This is a genomic window from Kluyvera huaxiensis (assembly GCF_040149365.1).
Classification (GTDB): domain Bacteria; phylum Pseudomonadota; class Gammaproteobacteria; order Enterobacterales; family Enterobacteriaceae; genus Kluyvera; species Kluyvera intermedia_A.
Window position 1 is genome coordinate 1 of record NZ_JBEFLV010000040.1, and the last position, 13,636, is coordinate 13,636.

A 13,636-nucleotide genomic window follows, 5' to 3' on the forward strand; every position below is an offset into this window, starting at 1 on the left:
AGGCATTTACGGGAGAAAAAATCGGCTCAAACATGAAGAAATGAAATGACTGAGTCAGCCGAGAAGAATTTCCCCGCTTATTCGCACCTTCCCTAGCACTGAGATGGTCAAAAAAGTGATTGCAGACAACAACCTTTGGGAAAGTCTGGCCATTATCCTTGCCTATCAGTCCTATGAATTTAGCGGCGTGATTAACCGACTCACGGGACGCTCAAGCTATGAACTCATCTGCAACCAAATCGTTGCGTTAATGGATGAACCCGCTGATATTCGTTTGAGTATCACTCCTGCACAGTACATCATGAATAAAACGCTGCTTTCACGCAGCTATGTGATGAAGATCCTTGCCAAACTGAAAAGTAGCCAAAAAATCACCATTGAAAACAAAGCGTTGATCTGTGCTAGCGCGCTCATTAACGAGCTATCCCAGCGTTAACGGTTGGCTACAACAGCAATACTCCCTCCGCAACGTCTCTCCTGCCCGATATTTACCGTTGTGCAGACCCACACCACATGAGGAAATCCCTTTTCAAGCGACATGAACCACCCCGATTGGCGACTTTTAAGTCAGTTGAATTCATACATTTTCCCCTGACCGCTGTAAGTGCGATACACTTTGCAGATCAATCGAAAAAACAACGAAACTATGCGCCTGAATTTGTCACCTTTCCTGGCTGCGCTGGGGTTGATTTGCGGTCAAGCGATTGCCGCACCGCAACCGCTCGCCCCACCTCATGCCGACATACGCGACAGCGGCTTTGTCTACTGCGTTAGCGGGCAGGTCAACACCTTTAACCCGCAAAAAGCAGGTAGCGGGCTGATTGTCGATACTCTGGCGGCTCAGCTTTACGACCGCCTGCTGGATGTCGACCCGTATACCTATCGACTGGTCCCGGAGCTGGCAGAAAGCTGGGAAGTACTCGACAACGGCGCGACCTACCGTTTCCATTTGCGAAACGACGTGCAGTTCCAGACCACTCGCTGGTTTACTCCGACGCGTACGCTGAATGCCGACGACGTAGTGTTTACCTTTGAGCGTATTTTTGACCGCAAAAACCCGTGGCATAACGTCAACGGCAGCGCGTTCCCCTATTTCGACAGTCTGCAATTCGCCGATAGCGTACAGAGTGTCCGCAAGCTGGATAACCGCACGGTGGAGTTCCGCCTGACTCGTCCGGATGCGTCTTTCCTCTGGCACCTCGCAACCCACTATGCCTCGGTGATGTCGGCTGAGTACGCCGCAAAGTTGACCAAACAGGATCATCAGGAACAACTCGACCGCCAGCCGGTGGGCACCGGGCCATTCCAGCTCGATGAATATCAGGCCGGGCAGTATATACGCCTGCAGCGCCACCCTAAATTCTGGCGCGGCACGCCATTAATGCCACAAGTGGTCGTTGATCTAGGCTCCGGCGGCACCGGTCGTCTGTCTAAACTGTTAACCGGCGAGTGCGATGTACTGGCCTGGCCTGCCGCCAGCCAACTGACGATTCTGCGCGACGATCCGCGCCTGCGCCTGACGCTGCGTCCGGGCATGAACATTGCCTATCTGGCGTTTAATACCGACAAACCGCCGCTCAATAATCCTGAAGTGCGCCACGCCCTGTCGCTGGCTATCAATAACCAGCGCCTGATGCAGTCGATTTATTACGGCACCGCAGAAACCGCCGCGTCTATTTTGCCGCGCGCCTCCTGGGCTTACGATAACGAAGCTAAAATTACCGAATACAACCCGAAAGAGGGACGTCGGCGGTTGCAGGCTCTCGGGATTGATAAACTGACGTTACATCTGTGGGTGCCAACCAGCTCACAGGCGTGGAACCCAAGCCCACTCAAAACCGCCGAGCTTATCCAGGCTGACATGGCGCAGATTGGCGTAAAAGTGGTGATTGTGCCGGTCGAAGGCCGTTTCCAGGAAGCCCGGTTGATGGATATGAACCATGACCTGACGCTGTCTGGCTGGGCCACGGACAGTAACGATCCCGACAGTTTCTTCCGTCCGCTGCTGAGCTGCGCGGCCATTACCTCGCAGACCAACTTTGCGCACTGGTGTAATCGCGAGTTCGATAGCGTATTGAGAAAAGCGCTGGATTCGCAGCAACTGGCCTCGCGCATTGACGCTTATGACGAAGCCCAGCAGATTCTGGCACGCGAGCTGCCCATTCTACCGCTGGCGTCGTCGCTGCGTTTACAGGCCTACCGTTACGATATGAAAGGGCTGGTGCTGAGTCCGTTTGGTAACGCCTCGTTTGCCGGTGTGTCACGGGAAAAAGAAGAGAAGGTGCAGAAACCATGATCATTTTCACCCTTCGTCGCCTGCTGTTGCTGTTGGTCACCCTCTTTTTCCTGACCGTCATCGGCTTTTGCTTAAGCTATTTTACGCCGCACGCGCCTCTCCAGGGCGCCTCGCTATGGAACGCCTGGGCGTTCTGGTTCGATAGCGTGATGCATTGGGATTTTGGTGTTTCCAGCATTAACGGCCAGCCCATTTCCGATCAGCTACGCGAAGTGTTCCCGGCGACGATGGAGCTGTGCATTATGGCCTTTGGCTTTGCGCTACTGGTCGGAATTCCGGTCGGTATGCTGGCGGGGATCACCCGCAATAAATGGCAGGATAAGGTCATCAGCTTTTTCGCTCTTCTCGGCTTCTCTATTCCGGTCTTCTGGCTGGCGCTGCTGCTGACGCTGTTCTTCTCGTTAACGCTGGGCTGGTTGCCGGTTTCCGGGCGCTTCGATCTACTTTATGAAGTGAAAAATGTGACCGGCTTTGCGCTGATTGATGCCTGGCTGTCCGACTCACCGTGGCGTGATGAGATGATCATCAGCGCCCTGCGGCATATGGTGCTGCCAGTGCTGACGCTGGCGGTGGCGCCGACCACCGAAGTGGTCCGTCTGATGCGTATCAGCACCATTGCCATTTACGACACCAACTATGTGAAGGCAGCCGCCACGCGCGGAGTTTCCCGGCTGACTATTCTGCGTCGACACGTGTTACATAACGCGTTGCCACCGGTGATCCCGCGCCTGGGCCTGCAATTTTCCACCATGCTGACGCTGGCGATGATTACCGAGATGGTCTTCAGCTGGCCGGGTCTGGGGCGCTGGATGATTAACGCAATCCGTCAACAGGACTACGCCGCCATTTCCGCGGGCGTGATGGTGATTGGCGCCCTGGTAATCATCATCAACGTGATTTCCGATATTTTGGGTGCTATGGCTAACCCGCTGAAACATAAGGAATGGTATGCCTTACGATAGCGTCTACCTCGAAAAGCGTCCACCGGGTGCCCTGCTCACCGTGTGGCGTAAATTCTACGGCGATACCACCGCGATGATTGGCTTTTACGGCTGCATCGGGCTTATTTTGGTCTGTATCTTCGGCGGCTGGTTCGCGCCGTACGGTATCGATCAACAGTTCCTCGGCTACCAGCTGTTGCCGCCGTCATGGTCGCGCTATGGCGAGGTTTCCTTCTTCCTCGGGACCGATGATTTAGGCCGCGATGTGCTGAGCCGTTTACTGAGCGGTGCGGCGCCAACGGTTGGCGGCGCCTTCGTGGTCACGCTTGCCGCTACGGCGTTTGGCCTGGTACTTGGCGCATTCGCCGGATCAACGCATGGCCTGCGTTCGGCGGTGCTCAACCATATCCTCGATACCCTGCTGTCGATTCCGTCGCTGCTGCTGGCCATTATCGTGGTAGCGTTTGCCGGGCCGCATCTTTCCCACGCCATGTTTGCCGTTTGGCTGGCCCTGTTACCGCGTATGGTGCGTTCGATATACAGCATGGTGCACGATGAGCTGGAGCGCGATTACGTCATCGCCGCTCGCCTCGACGGCGCAACCACCTTGAATATTTTATGGTTCGCCATTCTGCCCAATATCGCCGCTGGACTGGTTACGGAAATTACCCGCGCCCTGTCGATGGCTATTCTCGACATCGCAGCGCTCGGTTTTCTCGACCTTGGTGCTCAGCTGCCGTCGCCCGAATGGGGCGCGATGCTGGGCGATGCGCTGGAGCTAATATACGTTGCCCCGTGGACGGTCATGCTCCCAGGTGCGGCCATTATGGTCAGCGTGCTGCTGGTTAACCTGCTGGGTGACGGTATTCGCCGCGCTATTAATGCGGGGGTGGAATAATGCCATTACTTGATATTCGTAACCTGACCATCGAGTTTAAGACTAACGAAGGTTGGGTGAAGGCCGTCGACCGCGTCAGCATGACGCTGGCCGAGGGCGAAATCCGCGGTCTGGTCGGTGAATCAGGCTCCGGTAAAAGCCTGATCGCCAAAGCCATCTGCGGCGTTAACAAAGACAACTGGCGCGTCACCGCCGATCGTATGCGCTTTGACGATATCGATCTGCTTCGCCTCTCCAACCGCGAACGTCGTCGGCTGGTCGGCCACAACGTGTCGATGATTTTCCAGGAGCCGCAGTCGTGTCTCGACCCGTCTGAACGAGTCGGTAAGCAGCTCACGCAAAACATTCCCGGCTGGACGTTTAAAGGCCGCTGGTGGCAGCGTCTAGGCTGGCGTAAACGTCGCGCCATTGAGCTGTTACACCGCGTCGGTATCAAAGATCATAAAGACGCGATGCGCAGCTTCCCCTATGAACTGACGGAAGGTGAATGCCAGAAGGTGATGATCGCCATCGCGCTGGCTAACCAGCCGCGTCTGCTGATTGCCGATGAGCCGACCAACGCCATGGAGCCAACGACCCAGGCGCAGATCTTCCGCCTGCTTACCGGCCTCAACCAGAATAACAACACCACCATTCTGCTGATTTCACATGATTTGCAGATGCTGACCCACTGGGCGGATAAAATTAACGTCATGTATTGCGGGCAGACGGTAGAGAGCGCGCCAAGCGAAGAACTGGTGACGATTCCCCATCATCCGTATACCCAGGCGCTTATCCGCGCAATTCCGGATTTTGGCCGCTCAATGCCGCATAAAAGCCGTCTGAATACCCTTTCCGGTGCGATACCGCTGCTGGAACAGCTGCCGATGGGCTGCCGTTTAGGGCCTCGCTGCCCTTATGCCCAACGCAAATGCATTGAAACCCCGCGTCTGACGGGAGCGAAGAATCACCTGTTCGCCTGTCATTTCCCGCTCAATATGGAGAAAGAGTGACATGGTCGAAACGCTGCTTGAAGTTCGCAACCTGAGTAAAACCTTCCGCTATCGCACCGGCTGGTTCCACCGGCAAACGGTGCAGGCGGTGAAACCGCTGAGTTTTACCCTGCGTGAAAAACAGACGCTGGCGATTATTGGGGAGAACGGTTCCGGTAAATCAACGCTGGCGAAAATGCTGGCAGGTATGGTTGAACCGACCACCGGCGAGCTACTGATTGATGACCATCCGCTGGAATTTGGCGATTACTCTTTCCGCAGCCAGCGCATCCGCATGATTTTCCAGGATCCGAGCACCTCGCTGAACCCACGTCAGCGTATCTCGCAGATCCTCGATTTCCCCCTGCGCCTCAACACCGACCTTGAGCCGGAAGCGCGGCGCAAACAGATAATCGACACCCTGCGCCTGGTCGGCCTGCTGCCGGACCACGTCAGCTACTACCCTCACATGCTGGCACCGGGACAAAAACAGCGTCTGGGGCTGGCACGTGCGCTGATCCTGCGGCCAAAAGTGATCATCTGCGACGAAGCGTTAGCTTCGCTGGATATGTCGATGCGTTCGCAGCTGGTTAACCTGATGCTGGAATTGCAGGAGAAACAGGGGATCTCTTATATCTACGTCACCCAGCATTTAGGGATGATGAAACATATCAGCGACCAGGTGCTGGTGATGCATCAGGGGGAAGTGGTTGAACGCGGCAGTACCGCCGATGTGCTCGCCTCTCCGCTGCATGATCTGACTAAACGACTGATTGCTGGGCATTTCGGTGAAGCGTTGACGGCGGATGCGTGGCGTAAGGACAGGTAATTTAGTGACTTAAACTGTCGTAATAATCCTCCATTCATGTTGCTGGATATATTCGGGACGTTATTTATAGGTCAGGTTGTAAGTCAGGGAGGCGGTAACATCCCCTCCCTTCACTGGCGTTGCCGATATTCGATAATAGCGCACCTGCATCGGAATATCGTAAATCCCCGTTGTCGATGCCCCGGCATAGAACGTCTGACCGAACTTCACCGGAGTATTATCAAAAAGTATTTGTAACCCGACACCCGATGCAGGGCTTGAGCCGGTATCGTTATTATCCAGCACGCCTATGCCTGATATAGTTGCTGGTTCTTTTCCGGCCAGTAATAGACTGATATCGACACTCCCCTGACACTTAAGCTTAATATTAAAATCTGTTGTTTTGCTGGTACTTCCCATACTCGTCAAACTAGAATTGGAAACAGGGTCCAGATTGACGGACGACGGAGTGGAATCATCGAGGCTACAGGTATGTGCCGGAATGGGGACATCATTGTCCAGTATAAAGATCCATGTTCTGGTCCAGCCCCACTGGCTCCATGAGCGTTGATCTAACGAGATGCGCGCAATCTCAGTACCAGCTTTCAGGACCACGTCATCTGTTGTCGTTATGCCTACCCGTTTTATATAGATTTTTAGTGCTAACGGCTCGGACATATTATCTTTAGTTTGCGATACAGGGGTGCAGTTAATATCTTCTTCTGAAGGCCATACGCAGATGGGAATCGAAGTGGTATCCGGAAATGTCGAACTGGGTGTTTGAAAATACCCCATATATCCTTGATTGACCAGAATACTCGAAACCGTAAATGATTTTGTTCGCAATGCATCATTTTCCGTCGTCGGACCAACATTACCCTCGCATGTTGTGTAAGTACTCATGTCCGACACCAGCACTATCTCATTGGTATCAGGTAAAATAAAGTCCACCCCAACACTTTGCGTTCCATTATTTGGACATGAAAATGCATAGACGTTAAGAGAAACCATTCCCATTGATAAAATGAAAAATAAACTTGCTGCGTATTTACAAATAAAGAAACGAAACATAGCGCTGCCTAATCGTTAATAACTATGCTTGTATTTATATTATTACCGTTAACACTATTCAGTATCCATACTCAGATTAGACAACCCCGACTGTCACGGTAATAAAACTCGGGTTGGCACAAAGTTTTTCAGCGCTTATAGCTCAACCTCAAAATATTATATTATGAAAAAGGCAGATATTGAATATCAACCATGCCCATTTTTACACCACAGAACTATTGAAATTAGTTTCTTACTCAAAAGCCACACTGCCTGATATTAAAGCTATTTATATGTCATATTATAAGTCATAAATGCAGAGACATCCCCTCCCTTTACCGGTGTCACCGAGGTTCGGTAATAACGGGCTTGCATTGGGATATCGTATATACCATCTGTTGATGTCCCTACCGTGAATGTTTGTCCAAGCATCACCGGGTTATTACCAAATAATATTTGGATACCCACACCAGAGGCTGAATTCATCCCCGGATTATTAACCAGCACCCCCTCATCGGTTGCATCCTGGTCTTGCTGGCCATCCAATAGCATTGCGACATTTACATTTCCCTGGCATTTAAGCTTAACACTAAAATTCGTCGACTGGCTGGTGCTACCTTATATGCAGCATACTACTGGAGGATGCCGGTTCAGGCGCTACAGTCGACGGTGTGGAAGCATCCACATCGCAAGTATGTGCCGGAATAGGCACATCATTTCTCAGGACAAAAATCCATGTTCTGGTCCATCCCCATGAAGATACAGAATGCTGGTCAAGAGATATTCGAGCCACTTCGGTCCCGGCTTTGAGGAATAAATTATCTGAGGTACTGATTCCAGTACGCGCTACATAAACTTTAAGTTTCAATGGCTCAGATATGTTTTTAGCCTGTGACAATGGATCTCAGTTCATATCGCTGTCTGCGGGCCATACACAGATGGGAATTGACGTTGTATCAGGAAATGTCGAGTTTGCGGTTTGAAATAGCCCGTAAATCCTTCACTGCTGAGTGAATTTGAGATAGTGAAGGATTTTGTGCGCAATGCATCATTCTGACTACCGGGGCCAACGTTCCCACTGCATTTCGTGTAGACGCACTTGAGTTCAAATAGATCTTATTTGTAGTTCACCAAAACATCAATAATCGCATTCGCCTCCCCGCCCTTCGCCACACGGCTAGTACGTATATAACGTGCTGCGAGCGCTATAGGAATTGTACTGCTGGTGGAATCTCCGTACGGAAACTCTTTCAGCAGATAAGGTTTGTTAAACTCCACTAGCGTTGCGGGGGTATCGGTGAGTTCACTTGATTTGCCCCATGCAAGCTGAATCCCGTAACCACTAGCGGAATCCTCGCCGTCGTTAACCGCAAATGTACCCGCAAGATTACTGACAATTTCAGTTCTTGGACTCACCGTCACTGAGACGTTGTTTCTCGACGTGTTATGGCCCGTCCCTTGCGCACCATAGCCATAAGCAACCGGGCAGTTGATAAGTTTTAAATCAGGAACGTCAGTCCATGTAGTCGCACTGCCGACGGATAGCATTTCGCTGTTATCATGTACTCCCATGAGGACAGTTGTATCGGGAAGATCACAAGTACCGGGGACAATTTTTAGGTTCGCACCATTAAAAGTTGTTACCGTGAGAATAAAGGTTCCTCCATTCGGGTAAAGTACATAGCCAGGACCCGCATTAGCTTCCTGCATTACTCTTGGGAAAATGCTGGTTAATTTTCCTGCATTAAGTGCGGAAACATCAAGGGACTCCGCCGTGCGCCATAAACGAATGCGCAACCATGCGGATACATCCGTTGCCATCCAGTAAAGATGACCTAAATGCATCGAGTATTTTTCTGTCTCTGAAGTGCTAAGTGTTGAAAGATAATGTCCTGAGCGAACACTATTGCTATCAACATCCTGAAAAGAAACTCCGATACCGCGGACACCTGTAGGATAAATATTTACACTGTGACCATCTACATTATAGTTGGCAATGGGTGGTGCAGTCATATCCAGACGTAATGAGAATTCGATATCACTGCTCCCCGTATCTGTATGGCATGAAATTGAGAAGTCCTGGTTGTTATAATCATCAGGCTCAGTATAAATAATCGTCCCTGCGGGTGTATCCGTTCCAACAGTAAGTTGATTGGCCTTAAAATTCCATGTTGCTGTGTTTGAATTGCCATTATCACAGATAATCTCATTCGCATGAGTAGGGAAAATAAAAAAAGCCTGTAAAAGCAATGAATAGAATATAACCTTTATCATATATCCTCATTTGTATAGCTCTCACAATTAAGTAATTATATTAGCCATTAGCAGTCGGTTATTTACCCAATAGTTAACGGCATTCATTACTAAACCGCTGAATAGCACTTTGGCTGTCTGCTTCTTCTTTTCCCGGAGCGAGCATATAACTCACCGTACACTGCGCACCCGCACCATCGCCCCACTTCACATGCAGACTCCCTTTCAACGCCTGGACACGGGCATAAATCGTGCTGCCCTGCGCGACGACACCAACGCTATGGTCCGTATCGTCAAAAACCTCTGCGCCAAATGGCAGTGATTTTCCCGAATACGAGGAAACGATTAAAATCGGCGTTCCCTTATCGGCATTAAACTTCACTTTCACCACTGCGCCGTACCGTGGGACAACCTTTTGTGAGGTATTTTCCAGCTCCACGTTTTTAGACGTCCCTTTCGGATCAATCACCACATCGTTCAATTGATATGGGTTTGATGCTGGTAGCAACGCGTAGCCAAAATGGTCTACTTTAATGCCAGGGTAAGACGGAACTGAGGCTCCTTCGGCGCCCTTTGCTTCAATCAGCGTGAAGGTATCACTGGTGTATGGCGTAAATGTCACACCGCCAGAGTGCGCGACTAGCGCGCCCGACATCCCAACAGAAGCACTGTGATAGTCAGAGCCTTTACTGTAGCTCCCGGAAAGTTGGGAAATTCCGCCACGGTACGACCCACCAAAGCTGCCAGAGCTCCCGGCACCGCTGTCATTCATCCCACTGACATTCCAGGTGTACTGGTTATTTTCCCCGGCGTTGCCGGAGATCATCGCCTGCTCGCCGGAGTGCCCATCTGAATCCTGGTTGTAGCTCAAACTCATTTGTGGCGCATAGGTATTACTGTGTGTTTGCCACAGTGGGAATGACAGGTTTAAGTAATAACTGGTTTGCGATTCCCCCCATGCATCCTGGCTGCGGCTAACGTTAATGCTGTAGCTGAGCTGCTGATAATGGTTGGAATAGCCAAACTGATACTGGCGATCAAAATTATCCCGCTCCCAGTAATCTTCCATCGACGCGCTGAGATAGATCTGTCCCCAGTCATCTGCCAGTCCCTGGCTGATGGTCGCGGTGAAGCGATTTTTCTGCCGCTGGATCGTATTACGATCTTCACCATCTTTCAGGCTCTGAATGCTCTGCATCGCGGTCAGGTAATCCATGTAACCACTGCTGGAAAAGCGATACGCCGCCAGCGTAATGTTACTGTTGGTTTCGTTTATCAGCTTGCTGTAGCTCACCTGATAACTTTGCCCGGAAAGAGTCTGCTTTTCCGGTGAAGGAAGATGCGTCTGGGATTGCGTGATATCAAAGGCCACGGCACCGATTTGCAGCCCCAGTGCCGTACCCAGTTTCACCGCCTGATAATCTTTATTGGCCTGAACGCCCGTATAACCGGTAATCAGGTTCGTAAAGCCGCGCTGGTAAGTCGCTTCAACCAATACCGGGTCGCTGGGTACACCGTCATTACGCAGCTTGCCAGCACTCACGCTATAGCGTTGGCTACCGGGCCTTAAAAGCTGTGACACTGAGGCATAAGGCATTGAAAAGTTTTGCTGCGAGCCGTCCGCTTCCTCGATGGTGACATCCAGATTACCGCCATAGCCGGTCGGATACAGATCGTTAATGACGAAAGCGCCAGGAGAAACGGTGGTTTCATAGATCGTCTGCCCGCTTTGCTTGACCGTCACTTTGGCGTTTGTTTTTGCCACACCACGAATTTCAGGCGCATAGCCGCGCTGCGATTCCGGCAGCATGCGCTCATCGCTGGCCACCTGAACGCCGGTAATCGGCTGCGTGTCAAACAGCTGGCCGCTGGTATTTGACTGCCCCGCAAGTAAGCGCCCGGAAATACGTGGTAAATCATGCTGAACGTAGGTATTCAGGACGTTGTAATGCCCGCCACTGACGTCTGACCAATTGTAAGAACCATTATGGCGAAAAAACCACGAGCCGATATTAATGCCGCTGTTGATAGATGAATAAAACGTTTTTGATTCGTAGCCGCTGCTTTTCGATTCATAGGCATTCGTGTTGTAACTCAACATCATCGCCGGAATACCGCTGTCCCACATTGAAGAGGGTACGGAACCTCGTGGCTGCTTATTGATATAAATCTGCGGTATTGAAATATTCAATTGCTGTAACTGACTATCAAAATCCAGCGTGGTTTCCGGAATAATCTCTTTCAGGTTGATGCATTGTTTATTTTCAGTTAACGATTCCCATTGGGTAAATTTAATCTGATCTTTATTAAAGTTGATCAAATTGAACGCGTCCAGCGGAAGGCATGGGGCGACGCCCTTCCCTTCGGTGGATTTAAACTCAACCTCTGCGACGGTCATCGGTAGCTTATTCAGCGTAATCGCCACCTTATACACGCCAGGTAATACGTTGGCACCATTAGAAAAACGCGTTAGATCTACTGACTGCCCTGATGGCTGTTTGATAAATGACGATTCAAATTCTACCTGATCATCCACTGGAAGCACCGGAACAACTGCCTCTGCTGCCATAGCGTACTGGACTACCAAAAGATTAAATATCAGGAAGAAAAAAATTGATGCGAATATAATCATAAACTTCCACCAGAGGCAGCGAGCATATTATTTAATTTGCTTATGCTCGACAACAGCACCATAGTCATTCAATGAAGTGAAGCTAACCGCATGAATATCACTAATCGCGCTAAGATTTTTAAAATGAACATCGAGACTGGCACCCGGCGCGATCATCTCGCCATCGCTAATGTATTGAATGCTACCTGACGTATATTTTACGGTTCCCATCGTGACATAATAAGGTGATGGATTATTAATTTTTAGCCCACCATTATTTATTGACCAGTGCAGCATATCCGGCGCTTCATCGGCATGACCTGGCAAGTCCTTCGGACGATAAAACAACTTCACTCGAGTGCGAAAAGCAATGTTCAGGTGATTGTTATCTGCCGAGTTTTTTGATTTTGCCGGGATCTCAAGTACGTTCAGATAGAATACTGACTCTTTATCCGTCGGAATGCCTTTGGCATCAATTAAACTGATCCGTAACGTCTGCCCTTTTCCGGCATCAATACGATTAATTGGTGGCGTTAAGACAAACGGCGAAGTAATTTTATCGGGTGTCGCCGACTGGTTGCCGCTATCAATCCAGCTTTGTGCTAACACCGGCGACTTCCCGGTGTTCTTCATATTCACGGTAACTTCATTTTGCTCTGCTGGATAAATAACGCGAGTTCCATTTAACACTATTCCAGCAAAAGAGAGAGTGCTATAACACCCTGCAATCATCCATGACAGCATGACAACGAAAGATTTCTGGCTATTTGTGGACTTAATCATAGAGACTAACATTTTATCATAACACTCTGGACTGGATTATCTATAGATCAGTGAATAGGTCACTTTACCCTGAACTGCACCGGGTTTAAGCGTACCGCCAGCGACTTTAAAGTACTCAACAAAATATGGCAGTGTGCCATTGCCTTGCGCATCAGGGACAACGGTATGAGCAAGCGTTTCCTGAGCGGCATCACCCACGTTAATAGCGGTATCATCGTCACCATTCAGCAGTTGCAGGCTTACACCTTCAGCGCCCGCCACCGCAATGTTATTCAGGTGCCCGGTATCCATATCAACCCAGTTGGCATCAGGTTCGAAATAGGCAGCAACCCCCGTGTCCTTATCCAGGACGCAGCTCGTTAGCAGAATATTAAAACTAGTACGCCCCGCGGTATCACCGGTAAACGCATTCGTTGCAACGTCAGGCATCGTGACTTCATTAGCCGCTGACCCTTCCAGTGCAGAATCACAGGTTGAGGATGTAATTTTACCATTAAAGGTAATTGTGCCACCCGATGTTCCTGCTGCAGAGGCGTTTACTGCCATAAAGCACACCGATGCAATCAAGCCAGCTTTGAACAAAATAGATCGTTTCATGTTAATTCCTGAACAAGAATGATATTTATAAATATGGCATTTAGTTAATTAATAGCAGCATCTTCCAGGACACTGCCAACCTGGTATGCATAGCATTAACAAGATAATATTAATTAACTCGTCAACCATAAATCTTACTGCAAGTTACAATGCAACATTATAAATGTAAGTTTATCCAAGACAATTACATTTGCATCTAAAATTACACTCCCCGCCACACCATCTTTAACAATAATACAATAGTTCGTGTGTGTATTTTTAGACAGCAATTTACAGCGAATTTCCGCGCCATTAAGCAATAATTAAAAATATTTACCCTCTTATCATAGATGCGGTAATGACTCCAACTTACTGATAGTGTTTTATGTTCAGATAATGCCCGATGACCTTGTCATGCAGCTCCACCGATTTTGAGAACGACAGTGACT

The 13,636-nt window shown here is 49.9% G+C and carries 12 protein-coding genes and 1 pseudogene; 6 read left to right on the forward strand and 7 right to left on the reverse strand.

The features are described 5' to 3' along the window. The first annotated feature begins 115 nt into the window (after positions 1–115). The 6 genes from ABOC97_RS23445 (at position 116) to sapF (ending at position 5,935) form a co-directional block, all read left to right on the forward strand. Positions 116–436: a helix-turn-helix domain-containing protein gene (locus ABOC97_RS23445; RefSeq protein WP_349602229.1), complete on the forward strand. Its 321-nt coding sequence runs from the start codon at positions 116–118 to the stop codon at positions 434–436. Positions 437–646: 210 nt separating this feature from the next. Then, positions 647–2,296, forward strand: coding sequence for an ABC transporter substrate-binding protein SapA (gene sapA, locus ABOC97_RS23450; protein ID WP_349602231.1), 1,650 nt, complete (start codon positions 647–649; stop codon positions 2,294–2,296). Further along, positions 2,293–3,258 carry a putrescine export ABC transporter permease SapB gene (gene sapB, locus ABOC97_RS23455; protein ID WP_234505986.1) on the forward strand — a complete coding sequence of 322 codons (966 nt, stop codon included), beginning with the start codon at positions 2,293–2,295 and terminating at the stop codon, positions 3,256–3,258. Before sapA ends, sapB begins: the two co-directional genes overlap by 4 nt. After that, the gene (gene sapC / locus ABOC97_RS23460; protein ID WP_349602233.1) at positions 3,245–4,135 is read left to right on the forward strand and encodes a putrescine export ABC transporter permease SapC; all 891 of its coding nucleotides are present in this window, start codon (positions 3,245–3,247) and stop codon (positions 4,133–4,135) included. Before sapB ends, sapC begins: the two co-directional genes overlap by 14 nt. Further along, entirely contained in the window at positions 4,135–5,127 is a 993-nt protein-coding gene (gene sapD / locus ABOC97_RS23465) for a putrescine export ABC transporter ATP-binding protein SapD (RefSeq protein WP_234505991.1), read from the forward strand. Before sapC ends, sapD begins: the two co-directional genes overlap by 1 nt. A 1-nt stretch (position 5,128) precedes the next feature. Further along, positions 5,129–5,935 carry a putrescine export ABC transporter ATP-binding protein SapF gene (sapF, locus tag ABOC97_RS23470; protein ID WP_234505994.1) on the forward strand — a complete coding sequence of 269 codons (807 nt, stop codon included), beginning with the start codon at positions 5,129–5,131 and terminating at the stop codon, positions 5,933–5,935. 60 nt (positions 5,936–5,995) lie between these two features. On the opposite strand, the gene ABOC97_RS23475 is transcribed toward sapF, so the two are convergent. The 7 genes and pseudogenes from ABOC97_RS23475 to ABOC97_RS23500 all read right to left on the reverse strand — a co-directional run. Beyond that, a complete protein-coding gene (locus ABOC97_RS23475; RefSeq protein WP_349602236.1) occupies positions 5,996–6,985 on the reverse strand; it encodes a fimbrial protein in 990 nt (329 codons plus the stop codon). A 264-nt stretch (positions 6,986–7,249) separates the two neighbouring features. Continuing rightward, a pseudogene (locus tag ABOC97_RS24100) lies at positions 7,250–7,564 on the reverse strand (fimbrial protein); the annotation flags it as partial. A gap of 516 nt (positions 7,565–8,080) precedes the next feature. Beyond that, a complete protein-coding gene (locus ABOC97_RS23480; RefSeq protein WP_349602238.1) occupies positions 8,081–9,238 on the reverse strand; it encodes a fimbrial protein in 1,158 nt (385 codons plus the stop codon). 73 nt (positions 9,239–9,311) lie between these two features. Beyond that, positions 9,312–11,753: a fimbria/pilus outer membrane usher protein gene (locus ABOC97_RS23485; protein ID WP_349602240.1), complete on the reverse strand. Its 2,442-nt coding sequence runs from the start codon at positions 11,751–11,753 to the stop codon at positions 9,312–9,314. A 123-nt stretch (positions 11,754–11,876) separates the two neighbouring features. Beyond that, positions 11,877–12,611: a fimbrial biogenesis chaperone gene (locus ABOC97_RS23490; RefSeq protein WP_349602242.1), complete on the reverse strand. Its 735-nt coding sequence runs from the start codon at positions 12,609–12,611 to the stop codon at positions 11,877–11,879. 36 nt (positions 12,612–12,647) lie between these two features. Further along, positions 12,648–13,208, reverse strand: coding sequence for a fimbrial protein (locus tag ABOC97_RS23495; protein ID WP_349602244.1), 561 nt, complete (start codon positions 13,206–13,208; stop codon positions 12,648–12,650). Positions 13,209–13,556: 348 nt separating this feature from the next. Then, positions 13,557–13,636, reverse strand: an 80-nt coding sequence (locus ABOC97_RS23500) for an IS1 family transposase (protein WP_001401901.1), incomplete at its 5' end; no start/stop codon positions are given.

Bases quoted from the DNA above. Each gene is read 5' to 3' on its own strand.
- sapB (WP_234505986.1), top strand. From the start codon at position 2,293: ATGATCATTTTCACCCTTCGTCGCCTGCTGTTGCTGTTGGTCACCCTC.
- ABOC97_RS23490 (WP_349602242.1), bottom strand. From the start codon at position 12,611: ATGATTAAGTCCACAAATAGCCAGAAATCTTTCGTTGTCATGCTGTCA.
- sapD (WP_234505991.1), top strand. From the start codon at position 4,135: ATGCCATTACTTGATATTCGTAACCTGACCATCGAGTTTAAGACTAAC.
- ABOC97_RS23495 (WP_349602244.1), bottom strand. From the start codon at position 13,208: ATGAAACGATCTATTTTGTTCAAAGCTGGCTTGATTGCATCGGTGTGC.
- sapA (WP_349602231.1), top strand. From the start codon at position 647: ATGCGCCTGAATTTGTCACCTTTCCTGGCTGCGCTGGGGTTGATTTGC.
- sapC (WP_349602233.1), top strand. From the start codon at position 3,245: ATGCCTTACGATAGCGTCTACCTCGAAAAGCGTCCACCGGGTGCCCTG.
- ABOC97_RS23480 (WP_349602238.1), bottom strand. From the start codon at position 9,238: ATGATAAAGGTTATATTCTATTCATTGCTTTTACAGGCTTTTTTTATT.
- ABOC97_RS23475 (WP_349602236.1), bottom strand. From the start codon at position 6,985: ATGTTTCGTTTCTTTATTTGTAAATACGCAGCAAGTTTATTTTTCATT.
- sapF (WP_234505994.1), top strand. From the start codon at position 5,129: ATGGTCGAAACGCTGCTTGAAGTTCGCAACCTGAGTAAAACCTTCCGC.